The following is a 20,925-nucleotide window of genomic DNA, read 5'->3' as shown; positions in this document are numbered from 1 at the left end:
ATTATAAGCGATTTCCGTCCTTTTGTGCTACCCACGAACGGCTGTTTTCGACCGTAAATCGGGCAATTCGTCCGATAGACCGACGAAGATGCTCTCCAACGGTGCTCTTCTGCAAATCCAGCTCAGCCGCTAAATCAGCCAGTGTTGCGTTTCGTGGGATCGAAAAATAGCCTCGTTCGACCGCAAGCATGAGGACTTCGAGCTGGCGGTCTGTGAGATCCGACCGCAGGTTATTCCAGGCAACCGGATTTGGCTGTGCTGGCATTTCGACCTGTGATACCGCTCGTTCGATTGTGACGCTGCCGACTCCTTCAAGCCGGTCGATAAGTTCGAGCAGGCGGTCGCGATTTCGAATGATGAGATCAAAATATTCCCGTCCATCACGGAGAACAGTCGGGTCAAGAGGCATAAACCCATTTTCGAGTAGGACGGTATACGGTGTCTCTTGTGCTAATTCTGCGCTCACGAGTATCGATGCTTGAGCCGTCTCTCGATGCTCAATCTGTTGAATAACCTCCACGCTGGTGTGATACTCGGTTGTCCGAATCAAGTCGAGTGCACTATCGATTTGCTCCCCATGAATCCGAATCAGGCCCATATAGTGGCGCTTGTGCAGTGTTGCTGTGTAGATCTCGCCTTGGACGTCGAAGTCGCCGATTTCGCTTGTCCAATCACCTGGCAACTCGATACTAATGCGAGCGGTAAGCATGCATTGACGTATGTTAGAGAATGAAGAAAAACCCTCACTGTAGAATCAACCAAATTGGACAACAGTATGTACGTCCAACACAACAACCACCGTCGATTACGAGACATGGTTCGAGTAAGAGGCTAATCTCGATTCATTTACTGTATTTCATCTATCGACTAAGTCGAATTGTACTCACTACTTCTAAATCTATAGTATAATTCCGGTATGCAAAAATTAATCAACACCTAGTCTCCTTCTCCTGTTCATGGCAGAAATTGACAAACATGATCCGTTCTCCCGACGAACATATTTAAAAACCATCGGGATCGGCGGTGCAGGTGTTGCACTCGCTGGATGTACTAACAGTAAATCTTCTAACGAGGACGGATCTGGTGGGAAAACCAAGGACAAGGATACGTTCGTTGTTGGGATGAGTAGTAAAGCCTCCACGCTAGACGTGCAAAAGGCTACCCGACGCCCTGAATCAACGATTCTGTCCGCAATCCATGAAACGCTCTTTGTACTCGATGAAAACAAGAAGCCAGTGCCACATCTGGCAACAGAGTTCAGCAAGAACAAAGACGCAACCCAATTCACGTTCCAATTGGAAGACGGCGTCACATTCCATAATGGAGAGAAATTCACGGCCGACGTGGCGAAATGGAGCTACGAACGGTTTCTGGAAAACTCACCGAACTCCTATCTCATTGGTCCGGTGGACTCGATTGAGGCACCGAAGAAGACCGAGCTCACGATCAACTTCAAAGAGCCGTTTCCACTCCTTCCGAGAAACCTCACGAATTGGTCGACCGCTTTCACCTCGAAGAAAGCGGTAAACGAAGCTGGAGATAGCTATGGTCAGTCAACAGCAGTCGGGACGGGGCCATATGAATTCAAAAAGTGGGAACGAGGGACGGCTGTCACGGTCTCTCGAGTCGACGATTATGACTGGGGTCCTGATTTCGCGGAAAATGCCGGCCCTGGGAAGGTGAAGCAATTCCGATTTGAATTGCTGCCGGAATCGACGACACTACTCCAAGAACTCACGTCCGGAAAGGTAGACGGGTCGTCGTACGTTGCATTGAGTGATACGGGGAAAGTCGAAGATTCGTCGAACTCCAATCTTGAGCGAAAGCGATACACTCGTCCCGGATTCCTCGCGCTCAATACGCAGAAGGCACCGATGGACGACGTGCGTGTTCGACGGGCGATCAATCATGCAGTGAAGAAAGAACCGGTCATTGAAGCCGCACTTGGTGGAGAAGGGTACCCGATCTGGAGCATCGTCCCACCAATCGCCGTCAATTCGATTGGTGAATCCGAAGCGAAGAACATGGGCGAACAGTACGATCCAAAGAAGGCACGCTCACTTCTCGAAGAAGCAGGGTGGACGAATTCAAAAGAGGGTGCAACGCGCACAAAGGATGGGAAGAAGCTCAAACTCACCTTCTATGCGTTTACCATCCCCCGCTATGCGAAAATCGGGAAGACGGTGGCACCGATGCTTGGGCAAGTGGGTATCGACACTGATCTCCAAGTGCTCGAGGCCGGGACGCTATACAACAATCTCGAAGCCGGAAAGCATCATCTGACAACGATGGCGTACGGTGGTAATTGGGCGGTCAACGCACTCGAACCGATTCTGAAAGGATCGAATACAGCAACAGAAGGCGGAACGAACTACTCACTCTGGCAGAACAAGAAGTTCGACTCACTTCTCAATAAGGCAAAAGTCAACCCGGACAAAAACGTGCGAAAGAGCGCAATCATAGAAGCGCAAAAACTGGTGATTAAAGAAGCACCAGTTACGCCGATTTGTGCATTCAATAAAATATACGGGTATAAAAAATCCGTCACAGGGATGGATGCCTGGACTCAGCATGCATGGTGGCCCGACCAAGAGTGGTTGAACCGCCTTGAATTGGGATTCTAACCATGTTTCAATACATCGTTCGTCGACTGCTGGTAATGATACCGGTCCTGTTGGGAGTGACGATAGTCATCTCGTCGATTATCTATCTCGCTCCAGGGAATCCCGCCCAAATTGCGCTTGGTCAAAACGCTCGGCCCGAGGCGGTCCATCAGCTCGAACAAGAGATGGGGCTGAACAATCCGCCCTATATACGGTATATCGACTGGTTGTCTGGGGCGGTGACCGGTGACCTCGGAACGTCGGTTCGCTCAGGCCGCCCGGTGACCACGCTCATTGCCGAGCGGCTCCCAGCAACACTGGAGTTAGCGTTGAGTTCGATGCTTCTCACGCTTATCATCGCCCTTCCTCTTGGGGTTCTTAGCGCGGTAAAACAGTACTCCTGGGTGGATACCCTGTCCATGCTATTCGCGATATTCTGGATCTCGATGCCGTCGTTCTGGTTGGCATTGATACTGATCCTCGTCTTCTCGGTTCATTTCGGGGTGTTCCCGATTTCCGGCCGTGAAGGCACTGTGCTTTCAGTCACATGGATCTCATCGCTAATCCTGCCCGCCGTTGCCACCGGAACACGCCGAGCGGGGCTCCTTACTCGCATGACGCGGTCGTCCATGCTTGAGATATTGAATGAAGATTACATCCGGACAGCTCGAGGCAAGGGTATCGGAGAGCGAGCAGTCATCTACACCCATGCGATGAAGAACGCGATGATTCCGATCATCACACTCATCGGACTCCAAATCCCGCTTATCTTCTCAGGTGCTGTGATCATCGAGACGGTATTTGCATGGCCAGGGATGGGACGACTGCTGGTCAACGCTGTATTGAACCGGGACTATCCCGTCGTCCAAGGAACCGTTCTCGTGTACGCGATTATCGTCATCATCGCGAACTTGTTCGTTGACCTGGCGTACACGTACTTCGACCCACGAATCCAATATGAGTGACACAACACCAAACACAACCGAACAATCAGCTCGGCAACGCCAGCCAGACGACCAACGGATTGACACCGGTCGGTATGCGCGATGGACAACCGTGTTTCGACGGACCATTCGGAACCGATTCGCACTATTCGGGTTAGTCGTCGTGGTTGCTCTCGTCGTGGTTGCCATTGCTGCACCCATTATCGCTCCCTACGACCCTGCTGAACCGGATTATGCCGCACTGAAACAACCGCCGAGTATCGATCACCTCTTTGGAACCGATACATACGGACGTGACGTGTTCTCTCGTGTTGTCTTCGGCTCACGCTATGCGGTTTTCCTTGGAATTGTCATCGTGGGTATCGAAATGCTGATTGGAGTTACCCTTGGACTCGTTGCAGGCTACTACGGTGGCCTCACCGAGAGTGTGATCATGCGGCTCGTCGATATTAGCCTCTCAATCCCCGCGATTGTTCTCGCACTCGCCATTGCCGGCATGCTTGGCGGTGGTCTCTACCCGCTTATTATCGCGGTCAGCCTCGTCGGTTGGCGTGGGTTCGCTCGTCTCGTTCGTGGCGACGTCAAGAGCGTCATGGAAGAGGAGTACATCGAGTCCGCACACGCCGCGGGAGTGAGCGATCTGCGGATTATCGCCCGGTACGTCCTTCCGAATACGGCATCGAGTATCATCGTCTACACGACGCTAACGATTCCGACGGTCATCCTCTGGAGTGCTGGCCTGTCATTCCTCGGAATGGGTGTCCAACCGCCGAAACCCGAGTGGGGCGCCATTTTAGCCGCTGGACGTGGCGATATCGATTCGGCGTGGTGGATCGCGACGTTCCCCGGCCTCGCCATCATGCTCACTGTGATCGGGTTCAATGGACTGGGAGACGGGTTGCGCGACGCACTCGACCCACGGCAGGTGCGATGAGATGAGTGAGAATTTACTCGAAATCGAGGACCTGCACGTTCACTTCCACACCGAAGAAGGAACCGTCGAAGCGTTAGATGGAGTTTCATTAGAGGTCGGTTACGATGAGGTCCTGGGGATTATCGGAGAGAGTGGCTGTGGGAAGAGCGTGACGATACTGTCGGTGATGCGGCTGCTCCAAACACCACCGGCTGAAATCCTGAGTGGCTCGATTCGGTACGAAGGTCAAGAGCTATTGGACCTTTCTGAGCGAGAAATAAACGAGATCCGTGGCGATGATGTGACGATGGTGTATCAAGATCCGATGTCGTCACTTAATCCGGTACTGACGATCGGACGCCAGTTGACCGAACCACTGCGGGCACACACGGACTGTTCGAAAGCAGAGGCTCGTCAGAAGGCGATACAGATGCTCGAAAATTGTGGTCTCGCCGATGCCGAGCGACTCATGGGACAGTATCCGAATGCACTTAGCGGCGGAATGCGCCAGCGTGTCGTTATTGCGATGGCACTCGTCACAGAGCCGAAATTGCTGATCGCAGACGAGCCAACGACGGCATTGGACGTGACGATCCAGGCTCAAATCCTCGATTTGCTCCGTGATCTACAGAAGCAATATGAGATGAGCATCATCTTCATCAGTCACGATCTTGCTGTCATCAGTGAAATCGCTGACCGAGTCGGTGTCATGTACGCTGGAAACGTGGTCGAGACGTGTTCGATGCGAGAGCTGTTCGATTCGCCACTTCACCCATACACTCGGCGACTCGCCAAGAGTATCCCTCGATTAGATACCGCTTTCGACCGATTACCGACGATCGACGGCGTCGTTCCAGAACTCATCGACCCACCCGAAGGATGTCGGTTTGCATCGCGATGTCCGGAGTATATCGGCGATGTGTGTGATGCTCACAATCCATCACTCGAACCGCCTGATGACTATGTCGATCATTCGGTCGCATGCCACCTGTACGATGAGCAAATCGAGACAGAGCCACCATGGCTGAATTCACCCACCAAGCAACAATGAGTCAATCACAACAATTCCGTGAGAGCGCAACGACCGAGACTCTGCTCGTCGCAGAAGCTGTGAAAAAACACTTCCCGATTCGGAGCGGCCTACTTCGCCGACAAACGGGGGCTGTGAAGGCAGTCGATGGTGTGAGTTTTGCGCTCGAACGGGGCGAGACGCTGGGACTCGTCGGGGAATCTGGTTGTGGAAAATCGACACTCGGGAAAACGTTGGTGCGACTGCTCGACCCGACGGACGGGCGTATTTACTTTGACGGGACGGATATCTCCTCGATTTCGAAGCGACAAATGCGCGACCTTCGTCGAGATATTCAAATTATCTTCCAAGACCCTGGTTCGAGCCTGAATCCCCGGATGACGGTGGCAGATCTGATTACAGAGCCAATGGAGGCACTTACTGACTGGAGCCGTAAGAAACGAGAAGATCGGCTGTACGAACTCATCGGTGAGGTTGGATTGCAGGATCACCATGTCAGCCGTGCGCCCCACGAGTTTTCCGGAGGGCAGCGCCAGCGCGTTGCTATCGCCCGCGCGCTCAGTGTCAATCCAACGTTAGTCGTAGCCGATGAACCGACGTCAGCACTTGACGTGAGTGTGCAAGCGAAAATCTTGAACTTGATGGATGATCTCCAGGACACGTACGATCTCACATATTTGTTCATCAGTCATGATCTGAGCGTCGTTCGCCATATCTGTGACCGGGTTGCTGTGATGTATTTGGGTGAATTGGCTGAAGTTGCCCCCGTCGGCCGTCTCTTCACCGATCCAAAACACCCCTATACGAAAGCACTACTCTCTGGTGTACCACGGCCATCACCTGAACCGATGACGGACCGGACTGTTCTCACAGGCGATGTCCCAAGCCCCGAGAATCCTCCGAGTGGATGTCGATTCCATACTCGTTGCCCGGCTTATATTGGAGAGGTTTGTGAGCAAACGAACCCGGACATGCGTGATATCGAGCCAGGACACACCTGTGCGTGTCACCACTACGAGCAATAGTCGTCCCGTTTGCTGATTGCCGTACGCTTATACCTTTAACTTGTTATCTAGTACCATGGCATTAACCCGCGTGCCGACTGAGGAATTCGGATCTCGAATCGAAACAATACGAAACGAATTTGCGAACAAAGGGTACGATGCGCTCTGTCTTTTTTCCGCAACGAGTATCGAGTGGCTAACAGGGTATCATCATCTCCAAACGGAACGCCCAGTTTGTCTTGTGGTAACAGCCGATCGTGTCGACATTACTGTTCCCCGATTAGAAGCCGACCGGGCAAAGAGTGAGGAATTCCCCGTTATCGAGGGTGTTCACGTGTATTATGATTACCCAGGTGATGGTGACGGTGAGTATTACGAGCATCAGAGTCGAACACCCGAACAGACGATCGCGTCGATGTTAGCGGACTTAGACGTGCAATCGGTCGCAGCGGATTCAAACGGTGCGCCTGGCTATTGGGGATACGCAGGACCGACACTGGACACCTTTACCGATATCACCGTCGACACTGTCGACTGGATTACTGACTTCCGGAAGGTGAAATCCGATGTTGAGTTTGAATTGATGCGGCGGTCAGCTGAATGGGGGAATCTCGCACACCAATATCTCGAAGACTACGCAGAGCCGGGCAAACACGAGCTCTGGGTTGCGAAACGAGCGAGTCTCGATGCATCGATGGCACTGCTGGATACGCTTGGTTCCCGATACGATTCCCATCTTCGAGGAGGATTCCCAGCCAGTTGTGGCTTTCTCTCTGGTCCGAACACTGCACTCCCACACGGATTAACCGAAAACCGCCGACTGCAGGAAGGTGATGTCCTAGTTACAGGCGCGAGCGCCAATGTAGGGGGATACAAGAGTGAACTCGAACGGACGATGTTTATGGGAGAACCAACGGATGAACAGCGAGATTACTTTGCGATTATGTTGGAAGCTCAAACGATCGGAATCGAGGAAAGTGGTCCTGGGGTCCCCTGTTCGCATGTTGACCAAGCTGTGCATGATTATCTGAATGAACAAGGAGTCCTCCAGTTCACCCAACACCATACGGGTCACAATCTTGGCATGGAGGGACACGAACGAGAGTTCATCGACCGTGGAAGCGATGAGGTAATGCAACCTGGCCATGCATACTCAATTGAGCCTGGAATCTATATCCCGGATAGTGCTGGCTATCGACACTCCGACACCATCCTGATTACCGAAGATGGTGTCGAACAAATTACCTACTATCCACGAGACCTCGAGAGCAATATCATTCGATGGTAAGCATGGTCTCTCGGCATAAGTCACTGCAAGAGGCGCTTGAGCATGAACTCGAAGCCTACGATGCTGATGCCTTCGTTCATATCGGTGATCGATTCGACAACTTGCTTCGCTATTGTACACACTTTTCGGGCCCAGATCGCGACTATGCGTTCGTTTATGGGTCGGGACAGAGCGTGCTCTGTGCCCCCCGTCTCTTTGGAGAACAGGCAGAAAGAGAATTCATTGGCGATGTTGTTCGAACTGATAACCAACAGGATGGCACGACTCCAATCACACGAGCAATCGAAGCGATCGACGAACTTACTGCCGCGACCCGGATACTACTCCCAAGCCACGTTTCCTATCGGGTAATCTCCACGCTCGAAGACAACTTCGAGGTATGTACAACTGATACGGATTTTGGTCGTGCACAGAAGACATCGAACGAGCGCACACAAATCGAGTCCGTTCAAACTGCTGTACAACATGGTATGGCCCGTGCTGAAGCGATTTTAGCGGAGACAGCAGTTCAGCAAGACGCCGTTCACTGGAAGGGAGAAGCGTTGACCACTGAATGTCTCCGACGAGAGGTAAACGCTGTTCTGGCAAAGCAGGGCGTTCAGGACGCGGGAAATACAGTCATTGGTGCAGGGAGGTCCTGTAGTGATCTACATTTTACTGGCAACGATGAAATTCACGCCGGAGAAACTGTCTTGTTGGATATTTCTCCTCGTGGAAAAAGCGGCTATTATGCTGATTTAACTCGCACGTTCGTCGTCGGGGAAATCGATACGTGGACTCGATCCGCATACGATGCCGTCCGTGATGCTCAAGATGCGGCGCTTTCTGCCCTCGACAATGGTGAGGGAACCGAAGCACAAACAGTCCATCAGGCAGCCAGTGCAGTGCTCTCCGACCGTGGGTTTGCTGTGGGCGACGTCTCTGTAGGGATGTATCACGGAACCGGTCATGGTGTCGGTCTCTCCCTCCACGAAGCACCCTCACTGTCGAGTGTGGAACCGCTCAAGGCTGGCCACGTCATTACGGTTGAACCGGGGGTTTACCATCCTGAAAAGGGAGGTGTGCGTATCGAAGATTTAGTCATAGTCACACAGTCGGGGTATGAGAATCTCACCGATTATCCACGTCACCTCGTTCCGTCGCCAACACAGTAATTCAATTCGGTTTCACTGACTCTATCGCTCTCTTCTTGAGCGTCTTGATGAACTGGTCTTTCTTAACGGAGATTCGAGGAGAAAGCCACGCCCATGAAGAATTAGCGCTCGAAAACAAATATAACAGATAAGCTAACAAAGGTAGAGTGTCTCTAAGCAGGGAATGAACCCACTCTCGAATGCATTTTCACTTCCACTCCCCTGTTAACGAGGGTTTATGCGAATGCATGTGCATTGGTCACATATGGCAGCAGAGCTCAACCAGCTACCAGGAGTTGGTCCTACAACAGCCGATAAACTTCTCGAGGCTGGATTCAATTCCTATGAAGCACTAGCCGTGGCGAGCCCTGGCGAGCTCACTAACACCGCTGATATCGGCGAACGTACTGCCAGTGAAATCATTCAGGCAGCACGGAAAGCCGCCAACATCGGCGACTTCGAAACTGGAAACACCGTACGTCGACAGCGCGAACAAATCGGAAAACTCAGCTTACTGGTCGATACAGCTGATACGCTGCTTGGTGGGGGTATCGAAACCCAATCAATCACTGAATTTTACGGCGAATTCGGCTCCGGCAAATCACAGATTACTCATCAACTATGTGTGAACGTCCAGCTCCCCAAGGACAGGGGTGGCCTCCATGGCCGTGCAGTCTTCATCGACACTGAAGACACATTTCGTCCGGATCGCATCGACGATATGGTGCGGGGGTTACCAGACAATGTCCTTCACGCCATGATGATCGATCGAGACATTGACGGAGACGCTGATGACGAAGCTGCCCTTCCCGAGTTAGTTGATCACGTTCTGGATCGAATTCACGTCGCAAAAGGGTTCAATTCAGCTCACCAGATTCTCCTCTCCGAGAAGGCTCGGGGACTCGCAACCGAGTATGCCGATACTGAATGGCCAGTTCGATTAATCTGTGTTGATTCACTAACCGCTCACTTTCGGGCCGAGTATATCGGTCGAGGGAAACTAGCTGAACGTCAACAGAAACTCAACAAGCACCTGCACGACCTGATCCAATTTGCAAATCTACATAACGCAGCAATCGTTGTGACAAACCAAGTTTCGTCCAATCCAGACTCGTTCTTCGGCGATCCGACACAGCCCATTGGTGGGCATATCTTGGGACACAGCAGTACCGTTCGCATCTACCTCCGTAAATCAAAAGGCAATAAGCGTATAGTTCGGCTAGTCGATTCACCGAACCTTCCCGATGGCGAGACAGTGATCCGTGTAGATGGGTCGGGATTAAATTCCGAGTGATATCCTCCTCGCCGTAAACGGCGAGGATTCCCTTCCGACGACTGGAAACGAAAGGCGTGCGGGACGCGGTACGTTATCTTTAATGCAGGCGCTAAAACCCCGTCCTTTAGGGCGGGGTACAGCGCCGTCTTTATCTGTTCAAACACTGTTAACGAAAGTCTTAGGTGCTCTCCATGCGTATCTCTTGGTGTCGATTCGATGGTTCTCATCGAATTCTGACAGTCCGATAACTGGCAGTTGACTGGGTGTTTGCCTGATCAAAAAGTAAGCCCACGGACGGCGGACCGACACAAAACAAACAGGTACCTCCGAGTCTCGTCCGTTTTCCGGACCAGATAGGGGTAACGGTTATGTGGCATAACCAGCACCTTGTCGGGGTGCGAACCGTAAGTTCCCAACGAACCGCCCTTTGGTGGGTGTGGGAAGCCCCGTCGTTTACGACGGGGAGGATGTCACACCTCGGGCACGGACTCCGTGTCGAGATACGGGCGTACATCGACGACGGATTTGGTCTCGTAGGATTCGTACGCTGCTTCGGTCAATGCGACGACTATTTGTCCGAATGATCCCGGAACTGTCGGCGGGTGCTCACCACGAACTGCTTCGATGAAATCTCCTAATTTCCTTGCCAGCAACGTTTGGAAGTCGGCATCACTATCGAGTTCGATCGTTTCCGGCTGTTTTCCTCGTCGAGTGACTGTCAAGGCATCCTGTCCGTATGTCAATCGACCTTCTGTTCCCCAGATGTTGAGTCCTTCGTAGGTATTCGGATCTTGAACGCCATCCGCAGTGATAGTGACACTGGCAGTCACCGGGCGACCGTCGCGCTCTAATTGAAGTGCCAACGAACTATTCACGTCGACACTGTGATCGCCGTAGTCCATGACAGCGGAAACAGTGACAGGTGTCGTCCCCGTGGTCCAGAGGAGGGTATCGAGGAGATGCGACCCGGAGTCATACAACTGGCCGCCCCCCGAGAGAGCGGGATCGGTCCGCCACGCGTCGGGAAATTTTCGAATCCAGTTCTGACCCATATAACAGGATACCGTATGGATGTTGCCGAGTCGACCATCATCGATTATGTTCTTGATCTTCGAATACACTGGGTGATAATGTCGCTGATAGCCAACGACGAGGACCCTGTCACGTCGTTGTGCCGTCGCGACGAGTTCATATGCGTCTTCTACATCTGTTACCAGCGGTTTCTCGAGAAAAACGTGAAGATCGTTCTCCAAGCAAGCCATCGCCTGTTCGTAATGGAGTGTATGTGGGGTTACGATGGTGACTGCATCAAGATTCGATGCGTGTTCGTCCAACATCGTCTCATAGTCCTCGTATGCGGGACCGCCGAATCGCTCCTCGAACTGCTTTCGTCCGGCGGGGGCGATGTCTGCACCGGCAACGATTTCAACGTCCTGCATAGCATCGTATGTATCCAGTTCGTACATGCAGATCTGTCCGAGCCCAATAGCGGCGAGTTTGACGGTCATGCCGTCTCACCTCCAGTATTAGTGATCGTCGGAAGACGTGTGCTGCGGCGCTTACAGTTGAGTAATGCCTCTCCGCTATCTGTTGCGAACAGATGGACGCTGTCCTCTGGGAACTCGAGTAGTACGTTCGCTCCCTCTTCGGCTTCGTATTCGCCCGGAACGGCGGCCGTTATTTCCTGCCCACCGACGGAAAGGTGCAAGAAGTTCTGGTCACCCATCGGTTCGACCACTTGGATGGTACCCGCGAAGGAATTGGAGTCGTCCTGTTCCACTATCTCTATATCTTCGGGTCGGATTCCGAGCGTGACATGGCGATGGTCTCCGACTGCCTCATTGAGACGGTCCGAAAGGACATACCGAATATCGTTTCCGATTAATTCGTTTCCACTCACTTCGAAGGGGTACAGATTCATCGATGGTTCGCCGATAAAGTTCGCGACGAACAGGTTCTTCGGCTCGTAGTAGCATTCGAGCGGTGTTCCAATCTGTTGCAACCGACCACCGTTCAAGACGGCGATTCGGTCGCCCATCGTCATCGCTTCTGTCTGGTCGTGAGTGACGTACACCGTCGTGACACCCAGTTCTGACTGCAGCTGTTGGATTTCCGTTCGCATCGTCGTTCTGAGTTTGGCATCCAGGTTCGAGAGTGGCTCGTCCATGAGGAACACCTCTGGTTCGCGAACGATCGCCCGTCCCAGGGCCACTCGTTGCTGCTGACCACCGGACAACTCTTTGGGTCTATCATCCAGTAGGTCCTCGATGTCGAGCATCTTCGCCGTTGTTCGTACCCGTTCGGTTCGTTCGTCTTTCGAGAGTGCGGTCGTCATCTTCAATCCAAATCCTATGTTCTGTTCTGCAGTCATATTCGGATACAGTGCGTAGTTCTGGAACACCATCGCGATATTGCGTTCCTCGGGGGTCTGATCGGTAACATCCTGGCCACCGAAATATATGGTTCCGGATGTCACCGATTCAAGCCCAGCCAAACAGCGAAGCGTGGTTGATTTACCACATCCCGAGGGACCGACCAGGACGAGGAACTCACTATCTGCAAGTTCGATGTCAACGTCGTCCACCGCGAGGATGCCATCACCGTCGGTATCTCGATACTTCTTGGTCAGATGCTCTATGTTTATGTTTGACATTATTTCCCGTCAATCGTACTTGTCCGCTCTCCACAATTGTTCTGCGAATCGTTGCTGTTCGTCATTGGTCGGTCGGTGATCATCCTTTGACCGCCCCTTCCACGAGACCCTTAACGAAGTATCTCTGTAGTCCAATGAACACGACGAGAAGCGGTAGCATCGCGATAACGCTGGCCGCCGAGATTACACGCCAGTCTGTCGAGTACTGCCCCTGGAAGGAGAACAGGCCGATAGACACGGTGTACAGGTCTGATTCACCGAGGATCGTGAATGCCATCACGAACTCCGCCCAGGAGAAGACGAAGTTGAAGATGGCGACCACCGCGATGCCAGGTCCCATCGACGGTAACAGGATGTAGATCAGCGTTTGTAGCCTGTTACACCCGTCGACACGTGCCGCTTCGTCAAGTCCGGACAGGATGGTGTCGAAGTAACTCTTCAAGAGCCAAATCGAGAACGGTACCTGAAGGCCGATGTACAACATGATGAGTCCGAAGTGCGTATTGAGGAGGTTCAACTCTGCCATCATGTTATACATCGGAATCACGATGACAACCGGTGAAATCATCTGGAACAAGAGAATGGTGAACAACGCATACCGCTTCCCTCTGAATTCAAACCGAGAGAACGCATAGGCCGCAGGTACCGCCACGAGGATGATACCGACCCCCTCCAATATCGCGATTTTCAGTGAGTTGAAAATCCACGTCGTCATCGACGAATCCTGTAACACTTGACGATATGGCTCGAAGGTGATCTGTTGTGGAATCAACTGTACCGGATAGGTGAGTACCTCGCCGGGGAGTCGAAGGCTCATCGAGATGACCCAGAACACTGGAAACAGGAAGAGGACCATCCCGACAGCGAACACAAGGTACGTGAGTACTTTGTATGTCGAGATGTCACTAACCGCGGAGCGTACATCTGTTTTCGTGCTCATTCAGAACCCCTCCTCGCTGATGAACAACCGCATGTAGATGACCGTCATCACGACGTTTACCGCCAGCATCATCACCGCCACCGCAGCGGCCTGGCCGAGGTGGAACTGTTGGATCCCTATGTCGTACATGAAGAGCGCGAGCACCTGTGTCGCGTGTCCGGGGCCACCTCCGGTGAGACTCATGATCATGTCGAACGTGTTGAGCGTATAGATGGTGATCAGAACGAGGTTGATGAATACGACTGGCTTTATGTGTGGCAGCGTGACGTACCGGAATCGCTGTAGTGCTCTTGCTCCATCTACCCTCGCTGCGTCGTACAGATGTTGTGGCACCTGTTGGAGACCAGCATACAACATAATCATCGAAAATGCAGTCCCTCGCCATGTGTTGGCGGCAATCGTCGAGAGGAGCGCTATCTGTGGGTCTGACAGAAACGAGACGACGTGAAATCCCGATTGCACGAGGAAGTAGTTCACGATTCCGTAGTTCGTCTCGATCAGCATGATCTTCCAGAGGATTCCGATCACGATTCCCGGGATGACCCACGCGGACAACACTGCAATGCGTGTGGAGACGCTGCCGTAGAGGTGCTTTTGCACACCATGATTGATTGCGAGAGCGAGGATCATTCCCAACACGATCTGGAGAATGACGCTGATAGCGACGAAGATAACCGTCACTCGTGCCATCGTCCAGAAGGATGGTGATGAGATCACCCGATTAAACGCTTCAAATCCGACGTATTGATACGTCGGCTCAATGAGATTCATATTCGTGAAGCTCATCCGAATGGCTTCGAGAAGTGGGTAGAGGCGGAACGTGAGCAGAAACAGTACAGACGGAATGATCCAGGTGAGCGGCGTGTTCAGGACCGGTTCGAGACGATCTGTCACGCTGATGAGTACGCTATGGGCACGTTCCGGAAGCTGTTTCGATTGTACCGACATTGGATCAGATCGCTCCTCGGTTAGAGTTCACGCCTCGAACATCAACCGAACGATCCCACGTTTCCGTGGGTTCTATCGACGTTGTCATGTCTGTCTTTCTCAGCTGTTGTATTGGGAATTCACGTTGCTGATCATCGTGTTCACGGCCTTTTCTGGAGAAGCCTGTCCTGTGATGACCTTTCCGGCGGCGGCCTGCCACTCCGAAGAGATGGTGAGATAGATTGGATAGCCGGGGCGGGCTCGACCGTCCTCTAGCAGCTTCTTGTAAACCTGCATGTACGGGTCTTCCGAGAAGTATTTCTTACCCTCGTAGACAGACTTCCGAGTCGGCAAATTGCCCGATGCCTTACAGTACTTCGCCATGTTCTCCTTCGTCGCATACATCCCAGCGAACGCGGCAGCGGCTTTTCGCTTCGATTCGTCCGTGGCAAATACACCTTCGGTCCAGCCACCAGTCCCCGTAGATGACATATCAGCTTTCATCTGCGGGATTTTAGCCACCTTCCAATTTTCCCATGTCTTTTTATCCGTCTTCTGTTTTATCACCGAAATTTGCCAGTTACCGCCGAGGAACATCGCCGTTTCCCCGTTCAGTGCTGCTTGCCGGAGAAGCGCATAATCATTGATATTGGCGACACGTTTCGGGGTTATCCCCGAATCGATGGTTCGCTTGAAGAAGTCGAACACGTTGAGCAACGCTTTCTTGTTCGAACCGTCCCCTAGAACTGGCTTCCCCTGGTCGTTCACGAGGTCGCCGCCTTGCGCCCAGAACATGGCCAGATTGTCGAACGTGGTTGCCTCCCATTTGCCTCCGTTGTACATGTACCCGTTCATATTCTCCTTTTGTTTGATGGTTTTTCCAACCGAAATGAGTTCGTCCCACGTTTCCGGTGGGTTCCCGTCGTTGTATTTGTCCATCAAATCCTGCCGGTAGTACAATGCTCGACAGTCGGTGTTTTTCCAAACCGCTTTCCACTCTCCGCCCTGGACCATCACATCTTTGACGAACGGGTACCAATCATCGGGGTCATCGATCACGTCCGTTACCGGCTGGAGGTCGTCGTAGAAACTAGGTACCCAGAATGAGTCCACTTGTGACATCGACGGCGCGCTTCCTCTTGCAGCGACCTGTAGCAGTTTTGTTTTCATCTGCTCGAGGTTCGTCTGATATTCGATGTCGATACCGGCATCCGAGTGGTCATTCGCCCATGTTTTGAAGAACTCCTCTATGACCTTCGCTGAGTCCTTGTTCTCTGTGGAAGTGTGAGACGCATCCGGAAGCATCCAGTATGAAAGTGAAGTCTTCGGATCGCTCGCTCCGATATGGTCCTTCGTTACCAACTTCCCCGAAGACCCATCGGATCCGCTTCCGCCGAGACAACCGGCAATGCCTCCAAAACAAGCACTCAGCCCCGTTGTCGCGCTTAGTTTCAGTGCGGTTCGTCGCGTGTAACTTTTGCTTGTGGTTTGTTTTCGCATGGCGTACAGCTAGAATGGAAGTCGACATTATACTATATTAATCTTACTCCAGAATAATAACCGGGTTAGTGAATGAATTCTATAATCACTCTTCAAGTGAATTACCCACGTATTCACTGTAGTAGTAATCCCTTTATTCACTCGATTGGTATCTGTCTATACTGATGCAGCAAAGGGAACCCCTGCAAGCACTCCAAGATGCAGGTTTCACACAGTACGAAGCCGAAGTTTATTTGGAAATTTTGAAACGAGGGTCTGCCTCCGCTATCGACCTTGCAAATGCGAGTAACGTGCCGAAATCACGCGTTTACGACGTACTCAGGGATCTCGAATCCAGTGGACATATCGAAATCTACAAGCAGGACAATCTTCGGGCACGCGTCCTAGACCCGGATGCGGTCATCACAGACCTTCGGCAACGGGCCGAAGCATTCGCCGATACGGCCGACGAATTGGACGACTTGTGGGATGCACCCGAACTCACCGAGAACGATTTGACCGTCGTCAAGCGACTCGAGACGGTACTTGAACACACCAAACGGTACATTCGGACCGCAGAAAACGAGGTTCGGCTAGCCGTGCTACCCGAGCAATTCCACGAACTCCGCCCCGTACTCCATGAGGCACACGATCGTGACATTTTCATCAAACTATCACTCTCCCCGTCGAAAGATGGGTCCCTTCCATCTGAGGACTCCTTCGACTTCGAGAATACGACGTCTGAAGTGTGCTATCGCGAGTTCATTACACCACTCGTCGTTATCGTTGACCATTCGAAAGTTTGCTTTGCTCCACAACGTGGAAATGGAACGGAGTTCGGTATTATCGCGGATAATCGGCCACTCACCTATGTCTTTCACTGGTACTATCAGACGACGCTGTGGGACTCATTCAAAACCGTCTACTCGGTTCACGATACCTCTCCACCAATCACGTACGTAAATATCCGTCAGTGTGTTGCCGATATTGCACCGCTGTTTCACGAAGGTGCGACGATTCAACTGAAGGTATGGGGATTCGACAGGGTAACAGGGGAAAAAAGACACGTATCCGGGCAGATAACAGATGTGATTTTTTCGGGACCGACAACCGACAATACCTACCCAGCACTTTGTGAAGTGTCCGGTCAGGTCTCGATATTCGTCGACGATGGTGAGACCGTTCACAGCATCGGTGGATGGCTCCCACAAGTGGAGGATATCGAGTTGCAGCGGTTGACGATCGAATCTATCGAATTCCCAGAGCAATCGGAATAGTTTCGAGTACAGCACCGGTTTCGTTTCCTGCGCTGATTTGCTCTATCCGTGCTGCAATGAACGACTCCCATTCGTGTTAAGAGCTAGTATGGGATATTCTCATTCATCGACGCCACAGTAGTCGACAGCAATCCCAGCGATCGTTTTCGCCGTCTCGAGCAATGCAGGGACCGTGGTGTGTTCATCAGCACCGTGAAGGTTCCAGCCCTCCGGGCCGACCGAAACTGCATCAGTATCGTAGTAGAGTGCGTAAAACCGCTCATCGAGCGCGGCATTACCACCCACAAATGACCCAGATTCTCCCGTAACTCGCTCAGCATTTTGCTTTGAGATCTGTGCAATCTCTGCCTCGGGACTGATCTCATGCGGAACTGCCTGCCACCCAAACCACTCAACCGATGGTTGGTGGTCATTGAGCCAAGGGTCATCATTTGCTGCCTCTCGGATCGTACTCTCGATCTGCTCTCGAACCTCTTCTCGACTTTCACCAGGTGGCCATCCGACACGGCCTTGCAGAATTGCCTTACTAGGGAGTGTCGAAGGCCAATCACCGGCTTCGATCATCCCGATATTGATATTTGTCACATTCCCTTCGAGGTCTGGATCACTTCGATAGGCAGGCTCGTAGTCAATTTCGGCTTTTCGTCGTTGATCGAGCTCTTCAATCGCTTGGTAGATCTTCGTCGCATTCCCTATTGCGTTGACTCCTTCGTGGCCCCAGGCAGCATGAACACTCTTTCCAGGCACCTCTACTCGGAAATACATGACTCCCGCACTTGCAATGCCGATATTTGGAATATCGAACGGCTCAGCGATTACAGCTGCATCAGGAACATAGCCGCGTTCAAGCGTAGATAAGGCACCGCCAATACCACCATCCTCTTCTTCAACAACACTTTGAAAGATGAGATCACCGCCGAGTTCAACTTCAGAGTGCTGAAGTGCCTCGATTGCAAGTAACACCGCTGCCAACCCACCCTTCATATCGGCCACACCGCGCCCGTAGATTATGTCTCCCTCTTTGGTGACTGTCCATGGTTCCCGCTCCCACTCGCTTTCAGTTACATCGACAACATCGATATGACCGCCGAGAGTAAGTGTGGGGCCATCTCCCCCTTCGATCCGTACTGCAACGTTCGGTCGGTCGTCGTATCCTACGGCATCGTATGAAGAGGTTTGAAAATACCCCTCGTGGTCGGCAAGTTCGTCAGCCGATGGCTCCCAGACATCTGGTTCTAATCCCATCGACTCAAGTTGATCAATGACGACCGCTTGTCCGGGCTTTTCGTTACCAGTTACCGTCTGAGCTTCGACGAGGTCGGTTACCAAATTTATGAGATCCGTTTCTTTCGCGTCTATTGTTTTTTCGAGTGCAGCTTTAGTGGACATTGTTTGTGTATTGTGAGCGTCTATGGTTGTTCTCAGTCGCTAGTCAATCCTCGGAATTCAGTGACTGTTGCAATTACTTGGTGGCGGCCAGTTCTCCCCTCGGATCTGAGAATAACTCCTGACTCGAAATATCTCTCTCATCGGTCGAATAGCTCCTGGACTCGCGATCGAATGCCGAAATCACTCCCAGCAAGCCCGTTCGGGAAGAACAACGTCACGATGACTAACAAGGCACCCCAAATGATCAAACGAACCTCACCGACATCCCGGAGCATCTCTGAAAGGCCGAAGACAGCAACCCCACCGAAGACAGCCCCTCCGATCATCCGTGGGCCGCCAATGATGCCCATTGCCATTATCTCGATCATCTGGGACAACTGGAGCATTGGAGGCGAAATGATGAGGAGGGTATATGCTTGCAGTGCGCCAGCAACACCAGCGATGGCCGAGCCAATAACGAATCCAGAGAGCTTGTAGCGAGGGACGTTATTCCCGAGCATTTCTGCAGCTTCTTCTGATTCACGAATCGCACGAGCTACCAAGCCAAATCGATTGACGAGGAACCCATACTGAACAATCATGAGTAACACGACAACACTCACGACAAAGTAGTACATGAGCAGCTGATCACCACCAAAGAGAGGTGAGAAATTCGTGTACCCAGTCGGACCACCGGTCACATCCCGAAGAATGATCGTTCCCCGGTAGATGATTTCGGCATAGGCCAACGTCACCATCCCGACATAGGCTCCTTTGAGGCGCAATACGGGATACGCGATCGGAAGGCAGAACAGCATGGCGGCAAGCCCGGCTATGAGAATCGACAGGAGTGGTGGCACACCGAATTCACCCACAAATAGTACGGCTGCATAGGCCCCGACGCCGTACAAGGCGACGTGGGCGAACGTGAAGATTCCAAAGTACCCTGCAATGAAGATCCAACTCCCGACTAAGAGCACGATGATGAACAACTGCATTAGGATTTCAATCCCATAGGACGTGAAAACCAGTGGAGCAATCGCGGCGATGAGTCCACCAAGAAGGAAAAGTATCCCATTCCGGGTTCCAGCATCTTCTCTGAGTCGGGTAGTGGTTCGTCCGAATGCAGCACGGAGAGTCTGACCAATCATCCGCTAATCCACCCTCCGATACCGTCCGGTGTGGCAACCAAAATGACGATCATGATCACAAACAAGATGATCATTGCCGTTTCGCTTGCAACCCAGATCATGCTGATGCTCCGAATCACGGCAAGCCCTATCGCCGCGATAAGCGTTCCCCGGACACTTCCAAGACCACCGACCATCACGACAATAAATGCTAGCAGAAATGGATACCACCCGACTGATGGATAGATCGCAAAGAGTGGTGCAAGAAGTACACCGGCTAACCCCGCGAGGGCAGCACTCACTCCAAAGGTAATTGCATAAATTCGCTTAGGACGGACACCCATGAGAAGTGCTGTTTCACTATCCTGTGAGACTGCTCGAATAGCGAGTCCGAGCTTCGTTCGAGTGATAACTAGAAACAGCAGGCTTAGCGCTACGACCGAGATCAAAAAGATCAACAGTCGTTGTGCATTCACGGTGATGCCTGCTACCTCCCATGCTGCATTCGTTATTTGGGGGAATGCACGCCGACTCGAACCGATCTCGACGAGGATCGTGTTTTCGATGAAAATTGCAAATCCAAGCGTGATTACCATTGATGAGATATCAAATTCTTCTCGGTCTCGTAGCGGCTCGATCAGTGCGTATTCGATAATCCACCCGACCACAAACACGACCAGAATCGAACTGAGAATCGCGACGAAAATACTGCCAGAGATCTCCAACGCAAAAAATCCGACAAATCCGCCGATCATAAACAGCGCCCCATGGGAAAAGTTGAGAACACGAGCGACACCCCAAATCAGAGTCAGTCCAACTGCAATCAGTGCAAGCTGTCCCCCGAAGAACACACCGTTGACAATTTGTTGAATAATGAGTTCGAGACTAACCATACTACTTCACCCCCCTCGTGATCGCCGTAGGATCACTCTTCTTTCGATTGTAGTGAATGATCCGAGT

Annotated in this window: 19 protein-coding genes and 1 pseudogene; 10 read left to right on the top strand and 10 right to left on the bottom strand. The window is 52.1% G+C overall.

Annotated elements, in window-relative coordinates; translation table 11 throughout:
• Nucleotide 1 precedes the first annotated feature (1 nt).
• Nucleotides 2-709 carry a helix-turn-helix domain-containing protein gene (locus AC1XDK_RS27720; RefSeq protein WP_483353249.1) on the bottom strand — a complete coding sequence of 236 codons (708 nt, stop codon included), beginning with the start codon at nt 707-709 and terminating at the stop codon, nt 2-4.
• A 247-nt stretch (nt 710-956) separates the two neighbouring features.
• On the opposite strand from AC1XDK_RS27720, the gene AC1XDK_RS27715 reads away from it, so the two are divergent.
• The 8 genes from AC1XDK_RS27715 (at nt 957) to radA (ending at nt 10,209) form a co-directional block, all read left to right on the top strand.
• Nucleotides 957-2,624: an ABC transporter substrate-binding protein gene (locus AC1XDK_RS27715; RefSeq protein WP_483353248.1), complete on the top strand. Its 1,668-nt coding sequence runs from the start codon at nt 957-959 to the stop codon at nt 2,622-2,624.
• A gap of 2 nt (nt 2,625-2,626) precedes the next feature.
• On the top strand, nt 2,627-3,568 hold the full coding sequence (locus AC1XDK_RS27710; RefSeq protein ID WP_483353247.1) for an ABC transporter permease: 942 nt from the start codon (nt 2,627-2,629) through the stop codon (nt 3,566-3,568).
• A 91-nt stretch (nt 3,569-3,659) separates the two neighbouring features.
• Entirely contained in the window at nt 3,660-4,481 is an 822-nt protein-coding gene (locus tag AC1XDK_RS27705; RefSeq protein WP_483353246.1) for an ABC transporter permease, read from the top strand.
• Nucleotide 4,482: 1 nt separating this feature from the next.
• A complete protein-coding gene (locus AC1XDK_RS27700; RefSeq protein WP_483353245.1) occupies nt 4,483-5,511 on the top strand; it encodes an ABC transporter ATP-binding protein in 1,029 nt (342 codons plus the stop codon).
• Entirely contained in the window at nt 5,481-6,515 is a 1,035-nt protein-coding gene (locus tag AC1XDK_RS27695) for an ABC transporter ATP-binding protein (RefSeq protein ID WP_483353244.1), read from the top strand. The genes AC1XDK_RS27700 and AC1XDK_RS27695 overlap by 31 nt, the downstream gene beginning before the upstream one ends.
• A gap of 55 nt (nt 6,516-6,570) precedes the next feature.
• Nucleotides 6,571-7,782: a M24 family metallopeptidase gene (locus AC1XDK_RS27690; RefSeq protein WP_483353243.1), complete on the top strand. Its 1,212-nt coding sequence runs from the start codon at nt 6,571-6,573 to the stop codon at nt 7,780-7,782.
• Nucleotides 7,776-8,936, top strand: a complete 1,161-nt coding sequence (locus tag AC1XDK_RS27685; protein ID WP_483353242.1) for a M24 family metallopeptidase — start codon at nt 7,776-7,778, stop codon at nt 8,934-8,936. Before AC1XDK_RS27690 ends, AC1XDK_RS27685 begins: the two co-directional genes overlap by 7 nt.
• Nucleotides 8,937-9,180: 244 nt before the next feature.
• Complete coding sequence (radA, locus tag AC1XDK_RS27680) at nt 9,181-10,209, top strand: DNA repair and recombination protein RadA (protein WP_483353241.1); 1,029 nt, start codon at nt 9,181-9,183, stop codon at nt 10,207-10,209.
• Nucleotides 10,210-10,661: 452 nt separating this feature from the next.
• Here the strand turns inward: radA and AC1XDK_RS27675 are convergent, their stop codons facing one another.
• The 5 genes from AC1XDK_RS27675 to AC1XDK_RS27655 all read right to left on the bottom strand — a co-directional run bounded on the left by AC1XDK_RS27675 (nt 10,662) and on the right by AC1XDK_RS27655 (nt 16,073).
• Complete coding sequence (locus AC1XDK_RS27675; RefSeq protein WP_483353240.1) at nt 10,662-11,699, bottom strand: Gfo/Idh/MocA family protein; 1,038 nt, start codon at nt 11,697-11,699, stop codon at nt 10,662-10,664.
• Nucleotides 11,696-12,844: an ABC transporter ATP-binding protein gene (locus tag AC1XDK_RS27670; protein ID WP_483353239.1), complete on the bottom strand. Its 1,149-nt coding sequence runs from the start codon at nt 12,842-12,844 to the stop codon at nt 11,696-11,698. The genes AC1XDK_RS27675 and AC1XDK_RS27670 overlap by 4 nt, the downstream gene beginning before the upstream one ends.
• Nucleotides 12,845-12,923: 79 nt before the next feature.
• Nucleotides 12,924-13,784 (bottom strand): carbohydrate ABC transporter permease, encoded by an 861-nt coding sequence (locus AC1XDK_RS27665; protein WP_483353238.1) that lies wholly within the window; start codon nt 13,782-13,784, stop codon nt 12,924-12,926.
• Complete coding sequence (locus AC1XDK_RS27660) at nt 13,785-14,732, bottom strand: carbohydrate ABC transporter permease (RefSeq protein WP_483353237.1); 948 nt, start codon at nt 14,730-14,732, stop codon at nt 13,785-13,787.
• Nucleotides 14,733-14,831: 99 nt separating this feature from the next.
• Nucleotides 14,832-16,073, bottom strand: a complete 1,242-nt coding sequence (locus AC1XDK_RS27655) for an extracellular solute-binding protein (RefSeq protein WP_483353236.1) — start codon at nt 16,071-16,073, stop codon at nt 14,832-14,834.
• Between the two features lie 302 nt (nt 16,074-16,375).
• Between AC1XDK_RS27655 and AC1XDK_RS27650 the strand changes: the two are divergent.
• Nucleotides 16,376-16,543 (top strand): annotated as a pseudogene (locus AC1XDK_RS27650) (helix-turn-helix domain-containing protein); the annotation flags it as partial.
• A 51-nt stretch (nt 16,544-16,594) separates the two neighbouring features.
• Here AC1XDK_RS27650 and AC1XDK_RS27645 read toward each other — a convergent pair.
• Complete coding sequence (locus AC1XDK_RS27645; protein WP_483353268.1) at nt 16,595-16,744, bottom strand: hypothetical protein; 150 nt, start codon at nt 16,742-16,744, stop codon at nt 16,595-16,597.
• Between AC1XDK_RS27645 and AC1XDK_RS27640 the strand changes: the two genes are divergently transcribed.
• A complete protein-coding gene (locus tag AC1XDK_RS27640; protein ID WP_483353265.1) occupies nt 16,673-17,467 on the top strand; it encodes a TrmB family transcriptional regulator sugar-binding domain-containing protein in 795 nt (264 codons plus the stop codon). The genes AC1XDK_RS27645 and AC1XDK_RS27640 overlap by 72 nt on opposite strands.
• A 99-nt stretch (nt 17,468-17,566) precedes the next feature.
• Here AC1XDK_RS27640 and AC1XDK_RS27635 read toward each other — a convergent pair whose 3' ends face one another.
• The 3 genes from AC1XDK_RS27635 to AC1XDK_RS27625 form a co-directional block, all read right to left on the bottom strand.
• On the bottom strand, nt 17,567-18,856 hold the full coding sequence (locus AC1XDK_RS27635) for an ArgE/DapE family deacylase (protein ID WP_483353235.1): 1,290 nt from the start codon (nt 18,854-18,856) through the stop codon (nt 17,567-17,569).
• A 137-nt stretch (nt 18,857-18,993) separates the two neighbouring features.
• Nucleotides 18,994-19,833 carry a branched-chain amino acid ABC transporter permease gene (locus tag AC1XDK_RS27630; protein ID WP_483353234.1) on the bottom strand — a complete coding sequence of 280 codons (840 nt, stop codon included), beginning with the start codon at nt 19,831-19,833 and terminating at the stop codon, nt 18,994-18,996.
• A 149-nt stretch (nt 19,834-19,982) separates the two neighbouring features.
• Nucleotides 19,983-20,858: a branched-chain amino acid ABC transporter permease gene (locus AC1XDK_RS27625; protein WP_483353233.1), complete on the bottom strand. Its 876-nt coding sequence runs from the start codon at nt 20,856-20,858 to the stop codon at nt 19,983-19,985.
• Nucleotides 20,859-20,925: the final 67 nt, after the last annotated feature.

The sequence above is a fragment of the Haladaptatus sp. HS23 genome (genome assembly GCF_056892285.1).
Note: the sequence above shows the minus strand (reverse complement) of the source record. Positions and strands in the feature narration are given on the sequence as shown.